A 19721-nucleotide genomic window follows, 5' to 3' on the forward strand; every position below is an offset into this window, starting at 1 on the left:
CCGAATCCCTGCATCCCCCCACCACCAAGGAGCCACCATGAACCCGACCCGAACGGCGTCGCGCCCGCGCACCGGCCTGCGCCCGCCCTTGCGCTTGCGCACGACCGCACTCGCCTCGATCGCCGTCGCCGCCGGCCTCGCTCTCACCGCCTGCTCGGCACCCGCGCCCGCCGGCGCACCGACGAGCGACAGCGCGAAGCCCGTCGACGGCGGAAAGCTCACCTTCGCGATCGCCAACGACCCGATCTCGCTGAACCCCTCCGGGATCGGATCCGGCAACGACACCTGGTACGTGACCCGGCAGCTGGTCGACTCCCTGCTCTACCAGAACCCCGAGACGGGCGAGCTCGAGCCCTGGCTCGCCACCTCGTACAAGAGCAACGCCGACGCGACATCGTTCACGTTCGAGCTGCGCCACGGCGTCACCTTCTCCGACGGCACGCCGTTCACCGCCGCCAACGTCAAGGCCACCTTCGACGACATCCAGACCGCGGGCGCGCTGACGCAGACGACCAGCAACTTCGTCGGCTACAAGGAGACCAAGGTCATCGACGACGACACCGTCGAGGTCGACTTCAGCACCCCGAACGCGGCGTTCCCCAACTCGACGGCCAGCGTCGGCCTGGGCATCGTCGGCAACGCCACCCTCGCGGTGCCGTTCGCCAACCGTGCCGACGGCAAGGCCATCGTCGGCACCGGCCCGTTCACTCTCGACAGCTACACCAAGAACGTCGCGACCGTGCTCACGGCCCGCAAGAACTACGCCTGGGCGCCCAAGGCGCTCGGCAACACCGGTCGCGCCCATCTGGACTCCGTCACGTTCCAGGTCGCGCCCGAGGCGGGCGTGCGCACCGGCAGCCTGACCAGCAACCAGGTCGACGTCATCGGCGGCGTCCAGCCCACCGATGTGCAGACGCTTCAGGACGCCGGGTACCCGCTGATCTCGCGCGGCAACCCGGGCATCAGCTTCGGACTCTCCTTCAATCTCGCGCGCCCGATCGTCTCCGACATCGCCGTGCGGGAAGCCATCTCCGCGGCGATCGACCCGACCGTCGTCAGGGACACCGCCCTGAACAAGCTCTTCAACGTCGCGACGAGCACGCTGGCGAAGAACACCCCGTCCTGGGCCGACGAGCGCAAGCACTTCACCTACGACCCGAAGCACGCAGCCGCGATCCTCGACAAGGCCGGCTGGACCAAGGGCGCGGACGGGATCCGCGCCAAGGACGGCACTCGCCTGACGCTGCAGCTGGCCTGGATCACGAACTTCGGGCCGAACCAGACGTCGCTCGAACTCATCCAGCAGCAGCTCAAGCAGGTCGGCATCGACGTGGTGCTCTCCGGCAGCAGCGTGCCCGAGTTCCTCGCCAAGCAGGCATCGGGCGATTTCGACATCGTGTGGGGAAACCTCTCCCGCGCCGACGGCGACGTACTGCGCACCCAGTACTCGAAGGCCACCACGAAGCTGCACATCGACGACCCCGAGCTCGAGTCGCTGCTGCAGGGCCAGCTCGCGGCGGGGAACCCCGCCGCGCGGGACAAGATCCTCGCCGAGGCGCAGGCGCGCATCGCGGCGCAGTACTACCAGATCCCCGTGCACGAGCTGACCTCGATCCTGTCGACCCAGTCCACCGTGCACGGCATCAGGCTCGGCGCCGACTCGCGCCTGGACAGCCTGGTCTCCGCCTGGAAGGACGCTAGCTGATGAGCACCGCGACCATCGCCTCCGCCGGCTTCACCCTGGCCGGGAACTACCCCGAAGCCGACCCCGCATCGGGTCTCGAGGACACGCTGCGACTGTTCGAGTTCGCCGAGGAGATCGGCCTGCAGGTGGCCGGGATCCGCCAGCGTCATCTCGAGCGCGGCGTCTCGTCGGCGCTGACCTTCCTCGCCGCGGCCACGCAGCGCACCGAGCGGATCCGCCTGGAGACCGCGGTGGTGCCGCTCGGCTACGAGACGCCGTTCCGGCTCGCCGAGGACTTCGGCACGGTCGACGCCCTGTCGGACGGCCGGCTCAACGTGGGGGTCAGCTCCTCCGCGCCGCACGGGACGCTGCTGCGGCACCTCGGCCGCATCGAGGACGAGGCCGCCATCGACCCCTACGTCCTGATCGGCCGCTTCCTCGAGGCGCTGGAGGGCCACGCGCTCGGTGCGGACATCCCCACGCCCTACGGCCCGCAGACGCCGCGGGTGCAGCCGCACATCGCGGGCCTGCGGGATCGGGTGTGGCTCGGCGGCGGGTCCGCCCGCTCGGTGCGCTGGGCGGCCGAGCAGGGTCTCAAGCTCTTGCTCGGGAACATCACGGCCGCCGCGGGAGCCGACGCGTTCGAGGCGGCGCAGCGCATCCACATCGACGACTACTACGCGCACTTCGCCGGCACCGGCACGCCGGCGGTCGGCGTCGAGCGGGTCATCCTGCCGATCGACAGCGCCACGTCCGATCAGCGCGAGCGGTACGCGGCATTCGCAGAGAGCAGGCAGGCGCGCACCGAGCAGCCCACGAACGGGCACCTGTTCCAGCGGGATCTGTTCGGCTCGGCCGACGAGATCGTCGAGCGGCTGGCGTCCGACCCGGCGATCGACGGCCGTACGGAGCTGCGCATCGCGCTGCCGTACGCACTGTCCCTGGACGACTACCGGCAGATCCTCTCCGACATCCGCCACGCCGTCCTGCCGCGCCTCGGCTGGGTGCCGGCGACAGCGGCCCTCGCCTCGGCCGCCGCGTAGAGGTGACGCGGATGGAGCCGCCGGCCGCTGAGCCTGTCGAAGCGTCCGGCCCGTGGATCCCGGCCCTTCGACAGGCTCAGGGACCGGGATACGCCGTTCCCCACCCGCGCAACCGTGCAGCACCACTTCCGCATCGACCGTCCCCAGACAAGGAGCACATCATGAGTTCACGACTTCGCGTCGGCGTCGCCCTCGAGGGCGCCGGCTGGCACCCTGCGGCGTGGCGGGAGCCGTCCTCGCGGCCCGCCGAGCTGTTCACCCCCCGGTACTGGACCGACCTCGTCCGCACCGCGGAACAGGGTCTCCTCGACTTCGTCACCATCGAGGACTCCCTCGCGCTGCAGTCCTCGGATCCCTTCCACGGCGACGATCGCACCGATGAGGTGCGCGGGCGTCTGGATGCGCTGCTGATCGCGTCCCGGGTGGCGCCGGTCACCGCGCACATCGGGCTGATCCCCACGGTGACGACGACGCACACCGAGCCGTTCCACGTCTCCACGGGCGTCGCCACGCTGGACTACACGAGCGAAGGGCGCGCCGGGTGGCAGGTGAAGGTGTCGGGTCGGGCCGACGAGGCCGCTCATTTCGGGCGGCGCGCGCACCCCGGCGACGAGGTCGCCTGGGGCGATCCCGCCTTCGACGCCTTCGTCGGCGAGCTCTTCGACGAGGCCGCCGACGCCGTCGAGGTCGTCCGGCGCCTCTGGGACAGCTGGGAGGACGACGCCGAGATCCGCGACGTCGCCACCGACCGGTTCCTCGACGCCGACAAGGTGCACGAGATCGACTTCGAGGGCCGCTGGTTCAGCGTGCGGGGGCCGTCGATCACGCCGCGCCCGCCTCAGGGTCAGCCCGTCGTCGCCGCGCTCGCGCACGCCGAAGTGCCCTACCGGCTCGCCGCGCGCTCCGCCGACCTCGTCTTCGTCACGCCCGCCGACACGGCGCATGCGGAGCGGATCCTTACCGAGGTCGCGGCCGTCGCGGAGGGACGCGAGGGCGAGCCCCTGCAGGTCTTCGCGGATCTCGTGGTGTTCCTCGACGATCCGGACGGGGAGGCCGCCGCCGAGCGCCTCCGGCGTCTCGACGCCCTCGGCCGCCCGCTCGCGAGCGATGCGCGCGTGTTCACCGGATCCGCATCCGAACTCGCCGACCTCGTCGCCGAACTCGGCGCCCTCGGTTACGCCGGCGTGCGGCTGCGTCCCGGCGTCCTCACCGACGACCTGCCGCGCATCGCGGGCGAGTTCGCCTCCGAGCTGCGCGCACGCGACCTCTTCCACGACGCCTACGAGGCGGGCACCCTGCGCGGGCTGCTCGGCCTGCCCGAGCACGTCCCCAGTCGCTACGCCGCCGTCTGACCGATCAGAGGAGAACACCATGACCACGAGAGCACGCAAGCAGATCATCCTCGCCGCGTACGTCGGCGGAGTGAACGAGCACACCCTGTGGGAGCACCCGGATGCGGGCAGTCAGATCGACTTCTCCACGTTCCGGCACGTCGCGCAGACGGCCGAGCGGGGGCGCTTCGACTACTTCTTCCTCGCCGAAGGACTCGCCCTGCGCGCCCGGGCCGGCCGCATCTTCGACCACGACATCGCGGGGCGCCCCGACACGCTCGCCGTGCTCGCGGCGCTGGCCGCGGTGACCGACCACATCGGCCTGGTGGGCACCCTGAACACCACGTTCAACGAGCCGTACGAGCTCGCCCGCCAGATCGCCAGCCTGGACCACCTGTCCGGCGGCCGGGCCGGATGGAACGTCGTCACCTCGTTCGACGCGTTCACCGGCGCGAACTTCCGCCGCGGCGGCTTCCTTCCGCACAGCGAACGCTACGTGCGCGCGGAGGAGACCGTCGCCACCATCCGCCGGCTGTGGGACTCGTGGGCGGAGGAGGCGATCGTCGCGGACAAGGCGACGGGGGTCTTCCTCGCGGACGCCGACGCCGGCGCGTTCGCCCAGTCCAGCACGCAGTTCGACATCGCAGGCCGCTTCACCGTGCCGCGCAGCCCGCAGGGGCGCCCGGTCATCGTGCAGGCCGGGGTCTCGCCGCAGGGCCGGGACTTCGCGGCAGCCACGGCGGACGCGATCTTCTCGCCCTACGCGACGCTCGCCGAGGGCAAGGCGTTCTCCGCCGACATCCGGGAGCGCGCGGCCCGTTTCGGTCGCGGACCGGACGAGATCAAGATCCTGCCCGCCGCGGGATTCGTGATCGGGGACTCGACCGCGGACGCGGAGGAGAAGGCCCGCCACATCCTCGAGCAGCAGCTGACGGACAAGACCATCCAGGTCACGTTCGAGCAGGTGTGGAACCGCGACCTGTCGGCCTACGATCCGGACGGACCGCTGCCGGACGTGGACCCGGATCCCGAGGCGCCGCCGATCATCCAGGGTCGGGCGTTCGTGTTCCAGGACCGATTCGAGACGGTGCGCAAGTGGCGTGAGCTCGCCGACGAGCGGGGTCTCACGCTGCGCGGGCTCGCGCACGAGATCAGCCGCGGACCCGGATACGTGGGCACCGCCGCGCAGGTCGCCGATCAGCTCGACGCCTTCGTGCAGGAGGACGGCGGAGACGGCGTCGTGCTCGGATCCCACCTCGTGCCGTCGGGGCTCGACGAGTTCGTCGACGAGGTCGTGCCGCTGCTGCAGGAGCGCGGCTCGCTGCGCACCGAGTACGACGGCACGACGCTGCGCGCCAACCTGGACCTGCCCCTGCCGACGCGCTCCGAGGAGCTCGCCGGGGCGACGGAGACGGCACGATGACGCTCTCGTCCGCGATCGAGGCGGTGCCACCCGCGCAGGATCCGTTCACGCAGGAGTGGGAGAAGTGGCACGACGCACACGAGGAGCGCCGCGCCGACCCGCACGGCTTCCTCGCCGTCACCGGCCTGTTCTGGCTGACGGCGGAGCCGCACCGCTTCCCCGGCCTGCCGGGCGAGTGGTTCACCAGCGTCACCGGACCCGTCGTCGTCCTCGCAGACGACGAGACCATCACGGTCGACGGGTCCGAGGCCACCGGGACGCATGCGTTCGGCCCCCTTGCCGAGCGCGACGGCGTGACGGTCGGCTTCGACGGCGGCGTCATCGAGGTCGCCAAGCGCGGCGGGCGGGACATCCTGCGCCCGCGCCGTCCCGACTTCCCGTTCCTGACGGCCTACACGGGGACCGCCGCGTTCCCGCCCGACCCGCGCTGGCGGATCCCCGGTCGGTTCGTCCGGTTCGTCGCGCCGCGGTCGATCGAGGTGGGTGCGGCCGTGGACGGCCTGAGGCACGTCTACGACTCCCCGGGCTACGTCGAGTTCACCATCGACGGCGAGCCGTTCCGTCTTCTCGCGTTCGACGGGCACCGACCCGGTTCGCTGTTCGCGCTGTTCACGGATGCGACCAGCGGTGTCACCACGTATGCCGCGAACCGCAGCGTGTCGTTCGACGTGGTCGAGGGATCCGACACGACCGTGGTCGACTTCAACCGGGCGACGAACCTGCCGTGCGCGTACACCGACTTCGCCACCTGCCCGCTGCCTCCCGCCGAGAACAGGCTCCGCATCGCGGTGACCGCCGGGGAACGGACCCCGCAGCGGCGCGTCCACGGCGAGGCCTCGGCCGACGGTCTGGTCCCCCGGGCCGGATCGCTCTGAGTCCCTGGGGGTCTGTCGATCCACTCTTGAGCACGAGGAAGGGCCTCGGCGCCGTCCGCGAATCTCGCGGGTTCGGCGCCGAGGCCCTTCGTCGTCTACGGGACGAGCGCCGTCTCGAGCGAGCGGGGCGCGTCGCTCGAGATCCCCCAGGCGTCTGCGAGCAGCGCGAACGAGCGCTCGCGATCCCGCGGGTCGTGCGTGATCGTGGTGAGCAGCAGTTCGTCCGCGCCGGTCACGCGCTGCAGGGTGTCGAGCCGTTCCACGACGGTCTCCGCGTCCCCTGCGAAACGGGTGTCCAGGCGGTCGCTGACCACCGCGAGGAGCTCCGGCGGGTACGGCGCGACGAGGGCGTCGTCGGGGTGCGGGTAGGCGATCGCGCCCTGGCCGGCGCGGATGCTGTGCACCCACTCGGCGTACCCGCGGCCGATGCGCTCGGCCTCGGCCGCCGTGTCCGCGACGAGCACGTCGGCCGAGACGATCACGTGCGGCTCGGCGAGTGCACCGGGCCGGAAGGCGCGGCGGTAGGCCTCCACGGCGTCGAGCACGAAGCTCCCCGCGACGTGGAAGTTGGCGCCGAACGGCAGCCCGAGACGTCCGGCGAGCTCTGCGCTGATGCCCGCGGTGCTGCCGTGCAGCCACACCTGGATGTCCTGCCCCTCGGCCGGCGTCGCGTGGATCGGCACGCCCTCCGGTGCGATGTAGGTGCCCGCGATGAGCGCGAGGATGTCGAGCACGTCCTGCTCGAACCGGTCGGCGTCGCCCGCGGTGCGGCGCAGCAGCCGGGCCTGCGCGGCGAACCGCGCGGAGTCGAACGCGAAGGGCTTCGCGGCCGGCAGCAGCAGACCGTCGACGACGCGGGCCTCCACGGGTGCCGGCGCGACCGGAGCCGCGGGGCGCGACGTGGATCCGGATCGGCCGATCCCGAGGTCGAAGCGCCCGGGGTGGAGAGCGGCGACCACGCCGGCGGCCTCCACGACCTGGAGGGCGGCGTAGTTGCCGATGATGGTCGCGGCGGTGCCGATCCGGATGCGCTCGGTCGCGGCGGCGATGGCGGCGAGGAGCACGTGCGGGGCGGCGCCGGCCACGCCGGGGTTCAGGTGGTGCTCGGCGAGCCAGAAGCGGTGGTAGCCGAGTCGTTCCGCGGTCTGCGCGAGCGCGATCGTGTCGCGGAGGCCCTGGCCCGGGGTCGACCCCTCGCCGAACGGGGAGAGCTCGAGGATGCTGAGCGGTGCGCGGTTGGTCATGTGTTCGTCTTTCTCGGGTGCGGATACACGGAAAGGTGCGGGCCGGCGTCTGCCGCCGGCCCGCACCTCGGATTCAGGACTTGGGAAGCCCCGGCGGGTTGATCTCCGAGGTCGTGACCCCCTCGGAGTCGAGCCCCCACCCCTTGAGCACCTCGGCGTACTTCCCGTTCGCGATGAGCTCGTTGAGCACGATGTTGACCGGCTCGATGAGACCGTTGCCCTTCGCGGTGCCCGCCGCGATCGCCGCCGCCTGCGGCCACCCGCCGGGGACGATGCCCACGAGCTTGGTGGCGCCGGTCTCCCTGGCCGCCCACGCGGAGGAGGCGTTCGGACCGAAGGTCGCATCGACACGGCCCGACTGCAGCGCGAGGGTCGCGGCCGCGTTGTCGTCGTAGTACTGCAGGTCTGCCGGCGCCTTGCCCGCGCTCTTCAGCTCCTCGTTCCACTTCAAGAGCACCTGCTCCTGGTTGGTGCCGGATCCGACCACGATCTTCAGGCCGGAGATGTCCGCGGCTTTCTGGATCTTGGAGATCTTGCTGTCGGACTTGACGTAGAAGCCGAGCAGGTCCTGACGGTAGCTGGCGAAGTCGAAGAGCTCCTTGCGCGCCTCGGTGACCGTCACGTTCGAGGTGATCAGGTCGTACTTGCCGGACTGGATCCCGAGCGGCCAATCGGCCCAGGCGACGACCACCGGGTTGTACTTCAGGCCGAGTCCCTGCGCGATCAGGCTGCCGATGTTCGGCTCGGTGCCGGCCGGCAGCGTCTTTCCGTCCGGGACGTAGCTGAGCGGCGGCACGAAGGCGCCCACCGCGACGGTGAGCTTGCCCGGCTCGACCGGGTGGAAGCCGCTCTTCTTGAGCGCCTCGACGGCCTTCGGCACGACGTCGCCCTCGACCCACTTCACGTCGTCGGCCGAGATCTTCGCCGCGCTCTTCGTGGGCTTCGGCGTGCTGTCGGCAGCGGTCGCCGCCGCCGGCTGGTTGAGGGCGACGACCGCGCCGACGGCGACGATCGCGGCGACCGCGACGGCGGCGATGCCGACCACCGCGCCCTGCCTCTTGCTGAGTGCCATGCTGTGTCTCTCCTTGTGGTGATGGGCCTTGGGATGATGCGGCCGTGCCGCGTTCGGGTCGTGCCGGTCAGTTCAGGACCTTGGCCAGGAACTCCCGGGTTCGTGGATGCTTCGGGTGGTCCAGGACGTCGGCGGGGCGCCCCTCCTCGATCACGGTCCCGCGGTCGAGGAAGACGACGCGGTCGGCGACCTGACGGGCGAAGCCGATCTCGTGGGTGACGATGATGAGCGTGGTGCCGAACCGGGCGAGGTCGCCGATGACCTCGAGCACCTCGCCGACGAGTTCGGGATCCAGCGCGCTGGTCGGCTCGTCGAACAGCAGCACCTTGGGCTTCAGGGCGAGGGCGCGGGCGATCGCCACGCGCTGCTGCTGACCTCCGGAGAGCTGCCGCGGGTAGGCGTCGGCCTTGTCGGCGAGACCGACGCGATCGAGCAGACCGAGGGCGAGCTCCCGGGCGTCCGAGGCCGTCAGCCGCTTCAGAGCGATCGGCGCCTCGACGATGTTCTCCAGCGCGGTGAGATGCGGGAACAGGTTGAACTGCTGGAACACGATCCCCACTTGGGTGCGACGGCGCAGGATCTCGCGCTCGTGCAGCTCGTGCAGCTTCTCACCGCGCAGCTCGTAGCCGATCAGCTCGCCGTCGACGGTGACCGAACCGCGATCCACGCTCTCCAAGTGGTTGATGGTGCGCAGCAGGGTCGACTTGCCGGAGCCGCTCGGACCGAGGATCGCGACGACCTCGCCGGGCTGCACCGTGAGGTCGATGCCCGAGAGCACTTCCACCCCGCCGAAGCTCTTGTGCACGTTGTGGATCTCGACGAGTCCGCTGGTCGCGGTCTCCGCGATCAGGGCGCTCATGCGCTCGCCTTTCCGGTGGAGCGGATCGCGGCGGCGGGTGGGCCTGGATCGTCGCCCAGCCGGGCCCATTGCGCGCTCACCCAGCGCCGCGCCTGCTGCAGCGGGGTGGGCGGCAGAGCCCGTGCCGAGCCGCGCGCGAAGTGCCGCTCGATGTAGAACTGCGCGATGCTGAGGATCGTGGTGATGATCGTGTACCAGACCACGGCGACCAGGAGCAGCGGGATCACCCGGCTGTTGCGGTTGTAGATGACCTGCACCGCGTAGAAGAGCTCCGGGATCGCGATCACGAACACGACGGACGCCCCTTTGACGAGGCCGATGATCTCGTTCGTGGCGTTGGGGACGATCGAGCGCGCCGCCTGCGGAAGGATGATCCGGAACAGCCGACGGCCTGCCGGGATGCCCAGGGCGGCCGCCGCCTCGGACTGTCCCTGGTCGACCGAGAGCAGGCCCGCGCGGATGATCTCCGCCGAGTACGCGGCCTGATGCAGCCCGAGGCCCAGGATCGCCGCCGCGAAGGCGCTGACCAGTTGGACGGTGGGGAACTCGACGATCCAGAAGTCGGTGGTGAACGGGGTGCCGAGTCCGAGCTTCGGGTACAGGTAGCCGAGGTTGTACCAGACGATGATCTGCACGACCAGCGGCACCGAGCGGAAGAACCAGATGTACGCCCACGCGGCGGAGCTCAGCAGCGGGGACTTCGACAGCCGCCCCAGCGCGATGATCGTGCCGAGCACGAAGCCGACGATCGCCGAGACGGCGGTGATCTCGAGCGTGTACCCGATCCCGATGAGGACCGGGCCCGAGAAGAAGTATTCGGCGAACGTCCCCCACTCGTAGCGGCTGTTCGTGACGAGGCTCCAGCCGAACTGCGCGACGACGAAGAGGATGAGCGCGGCGAACGTCCAGCGCCACCAGTGGCGGGTGTGCACCACCGGGACGGCACTGATGTCGACCCTGCTCCGAATGCGATCCTCCGGTCGGCTCGGCGCGGGGTCGACCGAGAGGCCGAGAGGCGGTGCGGCGGTGTCGGTCATGATGCTCCCTCGTGATTCCGCTGCGCAGCGGGGCGCTGCGTGAAGTCACGGTATGAGCACCCGCGACGCCTCCCACAGCCGGGGATTCACACGCGGCAACCGGCTGATATCCGACGCAATCGGCTGATATGCGGCGTAACGGAGCGATTCCCCGCGTCACGGACGCGCAGAGCAAGGGGCGCCGATCCCCGGTCGGATCGGCGCCCCTCGGCAGGTCGGTTCAGGCGTTGCGGAGGATGTGATCCGTGACGCGCGTCGAGAAGTACAGCGCATCCACGGGGATGCGCTCGTCGGCGGCGTGGAACTCCCCGAACACGTCGAAGTTGGCTGGAACCCGCAACGGCACGAACCCGTATCCGTGGATGCCCAGTCGGGCCAGATGCTTGTTGTCGGTGCTCGCCGGCAGCAGATACGGCACGACGAGGGCGTCCGGATCCTCCGTCGCGATCGCTTCTTGAAGCACATCGAGCAGCGGAGAGTCGATCGGCGATTCGATCGCGGGCACCGGGCGACCCCATGAGAGATCCACCTCGTCGCCGACGAGAGCGGCGAGCTCCTCCTGCAGCGCGGCATCCGCCCCCGGCAGCGCGCGGATGTCGAGGCGTGCGGTGGCCTCGGCGGGGATCACGTTGGTCTTGCCGCCGGCGCTGAGCACCGTCGGCGAGACGGTGTTGCGCGCGGAGGCCGTGACGATCGACGACACGAACCCGAGATCGGCGAGCTCGTCGTCCAGGCCGTCGTCGGTGAACCGGATCCCGCGGTGCTCGCCGAACACCTGGAGGAAGCGCTTCAGGGCGGGCGTCGTCACGACGGGGAAGCGGTGCGCCCCCACCGCCGAGACGGCCCGGGACAGGCGGACCACCGCATTGTCTGACGTCGGCCGCGAGCCGTGCGCCGCCCGTCCGCGCGCGGTGAGGGTGGCCCAGGTGACGCCCTTCTCGGCCGTGGCCACCAGGTAGGCCCGCCGGTCGCCGGTGAGCGGGATGGAGAACCCGCCGACCTCGCTGATCGCCTCCGTGGCGCCCGAGAAGAGCTCCGGCCGGTTGTGCACGATCCAGCGCGCGCCCCAGACGCCGCCGGCCTCCTCGTCCGCGAAGAACGCGAAGATGAGATCGCGGCGGGGCACGACGCCCTCCCTGCGGTACGCCCGGGCGAGAGCGAGGATGGTCCCCGCGTAGTTCTTCATGTCGACGGCGCCGCGTCCGTACAGGATCCCGTCGTGGATCTCCGCACCGAACGGCGGGTGGGTCCAGTCCGCCTCCACCACGGGCACGACATCGAGATGGGCGTGCACCACCAGCGCTCCGGCCTCCGGATCCGCCCCGGCCAGCCGGGCGACCACGCTCGCGCGCCCGGGCAACGGCTCGACGAGGTCGACGCGATAGCCGACCTCCTCGAGCTTCTGCTTCACGAACAGCGCCGCCCGGGTCTCGCCGTCGCCGATGGTGGCCGCGTCGCCGGTGTTGACGCTGTCGATGCGGATCAGATCGCGGATGAGCTCGAGGGCCTCGGCCTCGAGGGGCGAGGGAGCCGTCACTGCGCGCCCGCGCCCGCGTGCTGGTGCTCGTCTGTGTGCTCGTGCTCGACGCGCGCGTCGCCGGCGAGCTTGAACGCGAGCCTGCCGTGCGCGTATCCGCCGCCCGCCCGGATGGCGGTCGCGACCCAGGCGGCCTCGGCGAGCTCGGCCTCGGAGGCACCCGCGCGCACCGCGTTCTGCGCATGCCCGTCGATGCAATAGGCGCACTGCGTCGTGATCCCGACCGCGAGAGCGATCAGCTCACGGTACTTCAGCGGGATCTCCCGCCCCTCCGCGGCGAAGACCGCCTGGTCGAACGCCGCGAACGCGGCGAGGATGTCGGGGGTCTCGCGCTTGTAGACGCGGGTGAAGGTCTTGTCTGCGGTGCGATCGAAGTAGTCCGACACGTGCTCTCCTCGGAGTCCAGGCCGCGCGACGGCGCGGCGCGCCTCACGCTAACCGGGGGTGCGCGGCGCTGCCGACGCGCTGCGTCATCGGACGTCTCATGGCGTCTTCCACGACGGATTGTTCCGCCGCATGTCGCCGGGTTTCGCTTCCGGTCCCCGCCCTGCCACGACGGAAGAGACTCATCGCATGACGCATCCGACCGCCCCTGACGCCGCGCGTCGACCGCCCGTGCTCGAGCAGAACTGGGCGGAGCTGCTGCCTGAGCTCGCCCGCCCCGCCTCGCCCGCCCGCACGCCGGATCCGCGGTTGATCGTGCTGAACGACGAGATCGTCCATGAACTCGACCTCGACCCGGCCTGGCTGCGCTCGGACCGCGGGGTGCGCTTCCTCACCGGTGAGCATCGGGCGGCGGCAGCCCTCCCCCACGCGCAGGTCTACGCGGGCCATCAATGGGGTCGATTCCAGCCGATCCTCGGCGACGGCCGGGCCGCCCTCCTCGGAGAGCGGCGAGACCGTCGGGACCGTCTGCGCGACGTGCACCTCAAGGGCATCGGCCCGACGTCGATGTCGCGCGTCGACGGCTTCGCCACGGTCGGCCCGATGCTGCGCGAATACCTCATGGGCGAGGCGATGCACGCGCTCGGGATCCCCACGACCCGAGCCCTCGCGGTCGTGTCGACCGGCGCCCTTCGCGAGCGCGACGGCCAGGTGCTGCCCGGCGCCGTGCTCGCCCGCACGGCCGGGAGCCATGTGCGGATCGGGTCCTTCGAGTATGCCCGCGCGCAGGGCGATCAGAGCCTGCTCCGCCGTCTCGCCGAGCACGTCATCGCCCGGCACTACCCGCGGGCGTCGCGCGCGGAGCACCCCTTCCGCGCCCTGCTCACCGAGATCGTGGAGGCGACGGCGGTCCTGACCGCGGACTGGATGCGCGTCGGGTTCGTCCACGGGGTGCTCAGCACCGACAACGTCCTGGTCTCCGCCGAGACCATCGACTACGGGCCGTGCGCGTTCCTGGACGCCTACGAGCCCGGAGCCCATTTCAGTTCGATCGATGAGTTCGGCCGCTACGCGTACGACAGGCAGCCGGACATCATGCGGTGGAACCTGGAACGCCTGGCGGAGGCGATCGCGCCCCTGCTCGACGACGACGCGGCGAGCGCCGACCGGATCGCGGCCGAGATCACAGCCACCTTCGACAGCCGGTATCGCGCACACCGGTCCCCGGCGTACCGCCGCAAGCTCGGTCTCGGTCGTGGCGCGGACGGGACGGAGGTCGACGCCCTCGCCGATGCGGCCCTCGGGATCCTCGCCGATCACGCCGTCGATTTCACGGGATTCTGGCGGGATCTCGCGGCGGCCGCCGACGGCGACGAGCGACCGGTCCGCGGCCGCTTCCTCGGTCCGGTCCCCGAACTCGACGCCTGGCTGCGCCAGTGGCGCGCCCTTGGCCCCGACAGCCAACTGATCCGCCGTACCAACCCCGTGTACATCGCGCGCAACCACATCCTGGATGAGGCGCTCGCGGCCGCGGTCGACGGCGACATCGCGCCGTTCACTCAGCTCCTGGGGCTGCTCCGCACGCCCTACGACGAGCGTCCGGGATCCCAGAACCGCCGTTACGCACGGCCCGGTCCCGGGGGCACTCCGCGGCACCGCACCTACTGCGGCACCTGAGCCGTCGTCATTCGATACGGGACGGCTCGCCCAGGGCGTGCCACGTGCGCCCCACGTACACCAGCGGCGTGGCATCGGCCCAGGTCTCGGACGGCTCGGGGAGGTGTGCGTCGAGCGCATGCACCACCACCACCGTGGACGTGCCGGCCCGCAGACGGTGCAGGACACGTCCGCGGATCCGCGTGCGCGCCGCGAGGAAGTAGGGCTCTCCGGTGTCCAGGCGACTCCACAGGGCGCGGTCCGCGAACCGGTCGATGCCGCTCGTGGCGCCGAGCTTCGCGAGGCCCAGCTGAGCGGACGACAGCAGATGGACCACCACCGTGTCCGCGCGGTTGAGCGTGGTCGATGCCGACGACTGATCGGAGATCGAGAACACCAGGAGCGGCGGCTCGGCGCTCACCGAGGACACGCTGGTCGCGGTCAGAGCGACCGGTCCGTGGCCGGCGTCGGCGGTGACCAGCGCCACGCCCGCGGGGTGCTCCCGGAACGCCCGCTTGAACTCCTCTGCGGACAGCGCCTGCACCCCGTCGAGGTCGACACCCTCGCGCCAGGGGCTCTCTGCGCCCTTCGGCCGTTCGATCTGCTGAGTCGCCATGACGGATCCCCGCTTCTGCTCGAGACGATGTGGCGGCGCGCGGCGAGTGCCGGCTCCGTGGCGCCCAGCCTGCCTCCGCCCCGGCGAGCGAGCGCCTCTGTGTCGCCAGGTGCAGAACTGTTGCGCGCCATGACGTCGGGTGACGACATCCGGCGCCGAGCGTGCGACCGCGATCTAGCGTCACGGTGAGGAAGCGCACAGCGACAACCGAAGCGAACGGAGAGGGGCCATGGTGACCGGAGAGTGGTACTCAGAGCTGGCAGACGACACGTTCGCAGGGTTCGCGTCCGCCTCGTTGTCCCCCGAACCGCCGCTCCACGACCTCGGAGCCGAGAGCCTGGGCTCTTACCTCTTCGCGCAGGACTGGCAACGGTGGCACGACGATCTCGATGAGCGCAGGCGGGACCCGCAGGGACCCCTCGGCTACACGGGGCTGCACTGGCTCGGCGCGCGCCCGCAGCGCGTGCCTCGGGTTCCGGGAACCTTCCGCACCCTGCGCGGTTCCGTGGTCATCGCGCTCGATCCGCACGAGCGCGCTCGATGCTCCGGCATCGAGCTTGCCGGCGAGACGCCCATCGACCCGGGCGAGGGCGCCGTTCTCGAGTTCGCCGGGGGCACGGCGGAATTCGCCAGGCTCGGCGGCCACGCGGTTCTGCGGAGCCGGCTGCAGCCGAGTCCCTTCCTCGAGGTATTCACGGGCACGCCGGCGTTCCCTCCCAACGAGGCGTGGGTGATTCCGGCGGTCTTCCACGCCGATCCGCGTGAGGTCGAGGTCGACGCCGCGGTCGGCGACTTCCTGCACCGGCTGCAGTCCCCCGGCACGCTCCGCTTCACCGTCGGCGGACGCCTGCACGAGCTCGCCGTCTTCGAGAGCGTGTCCGGCAACGGCTGGCGTCTGCCGTTCACCGATGCCACCTCGGGCCGCGAGACCACGATCTGGGGCCGCGACGTGGTGATCGATCCGGCGTCGGACGGTGAGACCGTGACGATCGACTTCACCCGGTCCAGCAACCTGCCGTGCGCCTACAGCGACATGACGACGTGCGCCCTGCCGCCGCGGGACAACCGGATCCGGACGCGAGTCGCCACCGGCGAGAAGACGCCCCGCGAGCGTCTCGTCGCGGGTGCCGACGGGCCGGTCCTCGTTGTCCCGTCGGAGAATGGCTGAGCCGTGCTCGGCGACGGGTGGCCGACCGCTCGAGCCGCACTTATGAATCCGCCCAGACCGTGACCAAACCGTTGCTTTCGTTATCACGCCGTTATACAGTGGTCGCACGGTGAAAGTTTTGCTGTGGCTCTCACCGCATGTGATTGCAGGACACTCTTGGTGCAAGGGACAAAGGCCGGTCGGGAGCCTCTCCGACCGGCCTTTACTGCGCCTGAGCCTGTTGTCCGCAGGGCGGATATCCTGAGGCCATGAGCGATCGGAAGCTTGCCCTCTCGGCGTGGGAGAGCCTGTTCCGTGCCCAGCACGAGATCTTCACCGAGATGTCGAATGATTTCGAGGGCGCGGAGCTGTCCGCCGCCGAGTACGACGTGCTGCTCACCGTGACGCGCTGCGCCAGCCATACCGCGCGGCTGCGCGAGGTCACTGCGAACATGCTCATCAGTCAGCCGAGCGTCTCACGTCTGGTCGACAGGATGGTGGCACGCGGGCTGCTCGAGAAGTGCCCGGACCCGGAGGACGGCCGCGGCGCCCTCGTTCACGCCACCGAGGCGGGCACCCGCGCGTTCCGCCAGCTCGCGACCGTGCACGGCCGCTCGATCGCCGAACGCATGTCGACCCTCGACGAGGACGAGCTGCGCACCCTGACGGCGCTCACCGAGAAGCTGCGCGCACGCTGACCCATCGCGGGAACCGCGGATCCGGTCCCTGAGCCTGCCGAACCGCCCAGACCCTCACGCAGACAGGTATCCACGGACCCGGTCTCTGAGCCTGTCGAAGGGCCGGGACCCTCACGCAGACAGAGAGCCACGGATCCGGTCCCTGAGCCTGTCGAAGGGCCCGGACCCTCACGGGCACAGAGATCCGCAGGCCCGGCCCCTGAGCCTGTCGAAGGGGCCGGATGCGCAGGCCGGACGCTTCGACGAGCTCAGCGGCCGGCGGTCGGCCCGCGGGCAGCGGCCGGCGGTGGGCCGGGAGGCCAGCGGGGCCACCGGACCGCGGCGGCACGGCAGACTGGACGGATGACGTCCGCCGCCTTCGACCTCCGCACGATCGGGGCGGGGCTGTCGTTTGCGGCGGCGGTCGACGAGGTCTCCGCTGCGCTCGAGCACAGTGGCGCGGTCGTGATCACCGCGCCACCCGGCACGGGCAAGACGACGCTCGTGCCGCCCCTCCTGGCGTGGCGCTCCCCCGGCCGCGTCATCGTCACGCAGCCGCGTCGCGTCGCCGCCCGCGCCGCGGCACGGCGGCTCGCCCAGCTCGACGGATCCCCGCTGGGCACGAAGGTCGGCTTCACGGTCCGCGGCGAGCGCGCCGTGAGCCGCGACACCCGCGTCGAGTTCGTCACGGCGGGTGTGCTGCTGCGCCGGATGCTGGACGACCCCGGGCTGGACGGCGTCGACGCGGTCGTCATCGACGAGGTGCACGAGCGCGCGCTCGAGACCGACCTGCTGATCGGCCTGCTCGGCGAGGTGCGCGAGCTGCGCGACGACCTGACCCTCGTCGCGATGTCGGCGACCCTGAACGCGGAGCGCATCGCGGCCGTGATCGGATCCGACACCGCCCCGGCGCCGATCATCGCGCACACCGTGCCCGCGAATCCGCTCACCGAGCGGTGGGCGCCGAGCCCCGTCCCTCGCCTGGACGAGCGCGGCGTCACCCGCGGCTTCCTCGACCACGTGGCGCGCACCGCCGGCTCCGCCGCCCGAGAGCTGCGACGCGACGCCCCCTCCGCCGACACCCTGGTGTTCGCGCCCGGAGCCCGCGAGGTCGCCGAGATCGCGCGCCGGATCCGCGACGACGAGCCCGGCTTCGACGTGCGCGAGCTGCACGGCCAGATCCCCGCGACCGAGCAGGACGCGGTCATCCGCGGACGCGGCCCCGCGGATCCTCCCCGCATCATCGTCGCCACGTCGCTCGCCGAGTCGTCGCTGACCGTGCCGGGCGTACGCCTCGTGGTCGACAGCGGCCTGTCCCGTCACCCGCAGCGCGACGCCGCCCGCGGGATGAGCGGCCTCGTGACCAGCGGCGCGGCGCGCTCCTCCGCCGTGCAACGCGCCGGCCGCGCCACGCGCCAGGGCCCGGGCACCGTCATCCGCTGCCTCGACGAGCGCACCTACGCCGCGGCACCTGCACGGCCGGCGCCCGAGATCGCGACCGCCGATCTCGTCGACGCGGCGCTGCTGCTGGCCTGCTGGGGCGCGCCGGGCGGTGCCGGACTGCGGCTCATCGACCCGCTGCCGGCCGATGCCCTCGCCGAGGCCCAGTCGGTGCTGCACGACCTCGGCGCCACCGACGCCGACCGCCGCGCCACCGCCGAAGGGCGGGCGCTCGCACGGATCCCGGTCGACCCGCGCCTGGCCCGCGCGCTGATCGAGGGCAGTGCGCTCGTCGGCCCCGGACTCGCCGCCGAGGTGGTCGCCCTGCTCGGCGGCGACCTGCGCATGCCCGATGCCGACGTCGCCGCGGCGATCGCCGGCTTGCGCCGCGGACGCGGTCCGGAGGTGCGCCGATGGTCGCAGGAGACCGAGCGTCTGCGACGGTTCGTGCCGACGCCCTCCGCACGGAGTGGCGGCGCTCGCGCCCAGGGCACTCTCGACGACGTCGGACTCGTGGTCGCCCTCGCCTTCCCCGGCCGGATCGCACGGCGCGTGGAGCGCACCGCCGACGGTGCGACGTTCCTGCTCGCGTCCGGCACGCGCGCCGGGGTGCAGGGCCCGCTCGCGGGCGCCGAATGGCTGGCGGTCGCCGACGTCGCCCGCGCCTCCGGTCGCGCGGCGGGCGGATCCGGAGCCGTGATCCGAGCCGCGGCGGCGATCACCGAGGGGCAGGTGGAGCGCGCCGCGGACCATCTGATCACGGATCGCGTCGAGGCGGAGTTCGCGGGCGGCAGGGTCACCGCCCGGAGGGAGCGCCGGGTCGGCGCGATCGTACGGTCGTCGGTGCCGGTGCGGCCGAACGCGGAGGAGGGGCGAGACGCGGTGCGCCGGGCGCTGCGCGCCCAGGGACTCGGCGTCTTCACGTGGTCGGACACCGCCGACGACCTCCGCCGCCGGCTGGCCCTGCTGCACCACGCCATCGGAGCCCCCTGGCCCGACGTCTCGGACGCCGCCCTGACGGCTGCGCTCGACGACTGGCTCGCACCCGAGATCGACGCTCTCGCGACCGGCACGCCCACGGCGAGGATCGATCTCGCGCCGGCCCTGCGCCGCCTGCTCCCGTGGCCCGCCGCGGCGGAGTTCGACGCTCTCGCTCCCGAGCGGCTCGAGGTGCCGAGCGGATCCCGGATCCGCATCGCCTATCCTCCGCACGACGATCCCGCCGCCCGCCCGGTGGTCGCGGTCAAGCTGCAGGAGTGCTTCGGCTGGGCCGAGACGCCGCGCCTGGCCGGCGGCCGCGTGCCGGTGCTGTTCCACCTGCTCTCCCCCGCCGGTCGCCCGCTCGCGGTCACCGACGACCTCGCGTCGTTCTGGTCGGGCCCGTACGCGCAGGTGCGGGCCGAGATGCGCGGCCGCTACCCGAAGCACCCCTGGCCGGAGGACCCCTGGCAGGCCGCGCCCACCCGGCACACCACGAAGCGCGCCGCCCGCGGCTAGGCAGTCTCCACCGGATCCCGAACCCGACCTCGGATCCCCACCCGACCTCGGATCCCGGATCCGACCCGGATCCCGGATCCGTCGTCGGAAAACGGAGGAGGTTCGCGGCGTGTCGGCGCGCTCGTCGGCCGCAGGCATCGCGACACGCCCTGTGCTCCCGCGATTTCCGACGCCCCGCCCCGGCCCCTGTCTCTTATAA

16 protein-coding genes are annotated in these 19721 nt (G+C 71.7%); 9 read left to right on the plus strand and 7 right to left on the minus strand.

Annotated elements, in window-relative coordinates:
- Positions 1-37 precede the first annotated feature (37 nt).
- The 5 genes from AERO9AM_RS15595 to AERO9AM_RS15615 all read left to right on the plus strand — a co-directional run bounded on the left by AERO9AM_RS15595 (position 38) and on the right by AERO9AM_RS15615 (position 6356).
- Positions 38-1705 carry an ABC transporter substrate-binding protein gene (locus tag AERO9AM_RS15595; RefSeq protein ID WP_159576975.1) on the plus strand — a complete coding sequence of 556 codons (1668 nt, stop codon included), beginning with the start codon at positions 38-40 and terminating at the stop codon, positions 1703-1705.
- Positions 1705-2727: an LLM class flavin-dependent oxidoreductase gene (locus tag AERO9AM_RS15600; RefSeq protein ID WP_159576976.1), complete on the plus strand. Its 1023-nt coding sequence runs from the start codon at positions 1705-1707 to the stop codon at positions 2725-2727. The genes AERO9AM_RS15595 and AERO9AM_RS15600 overlap by 1 nt, the downstream gene beginning before the upstream one ends.
- Positions 2728-2888: 161 nt before the next feature.
- Positions 2889-4079, plus strand: a complete 1191-nt coding sequence (locus AERO9AM_RS15605; protein ID WP_159576977.1) for an LLM class flavin-dependent oxidoreductase — start codon at positions 2889-2891, stop codon at positions 4077-4079.
- Between the two features lie 19 nt (positions 4080-4098).
- Positions 4099-5481, plus strand: coding sequence for an NtaA/DmoA family FMN-dependent monooxygenase (locus AERO9AM_RS15610; protein WP_159576978.1), 1383 nt, complete (start codon positions 4099-4101; stop codon positions 5479-5481).
- Entirely contained in the window at positions 5478-6356 is an 879-nt protein-coding gene (locus AERO9AM_RS15615; protein WP_159576979.1) for a DUF1684 domain-containing protein, read from the plus strand. Before AERO9AM_RS15610 ends, AERO9AM_RS15615 begins: the two co-directional genes overlap by 4 nt.
- Positions 6357-6451: 95 nt before the next feature.
- On the opposite strand, the gene AERO9AM_RS15620 is transcribed toward AERO9AM_RS15615, so the two are convergent.
- The 6 genes from AERO9AM_RS15620 to AERO9AM_RS15645 form a co-directional block, all read right to left on the minus strand.
- Positions 6452-7600, minus strand: coding sequence for an LLM class flavin-dependent oxidoreductase (locus tag AERO9AM_RS15620; protein ID WP_159576980.1), 1149 nt, complete (start codon positions 7598-7600; stop codon positions 6452-6454).
- 73 nt (positions 7601-7673) lie between these two features.
- Positions 7674-8672 carry an ABC transporter substrate-binding protein gene (locus tag AERO9AM_RS15625; RefSeq protein ID WP_159576981.1) on the minus strand — a complete coding sequence of 333 codons (999 nt, stop codon included), beginning with the start codon at positions 8670-8672 and terminating at the stop codon, positions 7674-7676.
- Between the two features lie 67 nt (positions 8673-8739).
- Positions 8740-9531 carry an amino acid ABC transporter ATP-binding protein gene (locus AERO9AM_RS15630; RefSeq protein ID WP_159576982.1) on the minus strand — a complete coding sequence of 264 codons (792 nt, stop codon included), beginning with the start codon at positions 9529-9531 and terminating at the stop codon, positions 8740-8742.
- A complete protein-coding gene (locus AERO9AM_RS15635) occupies positions 9528-10568 on the minus strand; it encodes an amino acid ABC transporter permease (protein ID WP_159576983.1) in 1041 nt (346 codons plus the stop codon). The genes AERO9AM_RS15630 and AERO9AM_RS15635 overlap by 4 nt, the downstream gene beginning before the upstream one ends.
- Positions 10569-10788: 220 nt before the next feature.
- Positions 10789-12105, minus strand: a complete 1317-nt coding sequence (locus AERO9AM_RS15640) for a M20/M25/M40 family metallo-hydrolase (RefSeq protein WP_159576984.1) — start codon at positions 12103-12105, stop codon at positions 10789-10791.
- Positions 12102-12491: a carboxymuconolactone decarboxylase family protein gene (locus AERO9AM_RS15645; RefSeq protein ID WP_159576985.1), complete on the minus strand. Its 390-nt coding sequence runs from the start codon at positions 12489-12491 to the stop codon at positions 12102-12104. The genes AERO9AM_RS15640 and AERO9AM_RS15645 overlap by 4 nt, the downstream gene beginning before the upstream one ends.
- A gap of 187 nt (positions 12492-12678) precedes the next feature.
- On the opposite strand from AERO9AM_RS15645, the gene AERO9AM_RS15650 reads away from it, so the two are divergent.
- Positions 12679-14166 (plus strand): protein adenylyltransferase SelO, encoded by a 1488-nt coding sequence (locus AERO9AM_RS15650; RefSeq protein ID WP_159576986.1) that lies wholly within the window; start codon positions 12679-12681, stop codon positions 14164-14166.
- Between the two features lie 7 nt (positions 14167-14173).
- On the opposite strand, the gene AERO9AM_RS15655 is transcribed toward AERO9AM_RS15650, so the two are convergent.
- Positions 14174-14761, minus strand: a complete 588-nt coding sequence (locus AERO9AM_RS15655) for a flavin reductase family protein (RefSeq protein WP_159576987.1) — start codon at positions 14759-14761, stop codon at positions 14174-14176.
- A 229-nt stretch (positions 14762-14990) separates the two neighbouring features.
- Here AERO9AM_RS15655 and AERO9AM_RS15660 point away from each other — a divergent pair, with 229 nt between their 5' ends.
- The 3 genes from AERO9AM_RS15660 (at position 14991) to hrpB (ending at position 19522) form a co-directional block, all read left to right on the plus strand.
- A complete protein-coding gene (locus tag AERO9AM_RS15660; RefSeq protein ID WP_159576988.1) occupies positions 14991-15929 on the plus strand; it encodes a DUF1684 domain-containing protein in 939 nt (312 codons plus the stop codon).
- A gap of 248 nt (positions 15930-16177) precedes the next feature.
- Positions 16178-16606, plus strand: a complete 429-nt coding sequence (locus tag AERO9AM_RS15665) for a MarR family winged helix-turn-helix transcriptional regulator (RefSeq protein ID WP_159576989.1) — start codon at positions 16178-16180, stop codon at positions 16604-16606.
- Between the two features lie 342 nt (positions 16607-16948).
- Positions 16949-19522, plus strand: a complete 2574-nt coding sequence (hrpB, locus tag AERO9AM_RS15670; RefSeq protein WP_159576990.1) for an ATP-dependent helicase HrpB — start codon at positions 16949-16951, stop codon at positions 19520-19522.
- Positions 19523-19721 lie beyond the last annotated feature (199 nt).

It is taken from the genome of Microbacterium sp. 8M (assembly GCF_902506375.1).
Classification (GTDB): Bacteria; Actinomycetota; Actinomycetes; order Actinomycetales; family Microbacteriaceae; genus Microbacterium.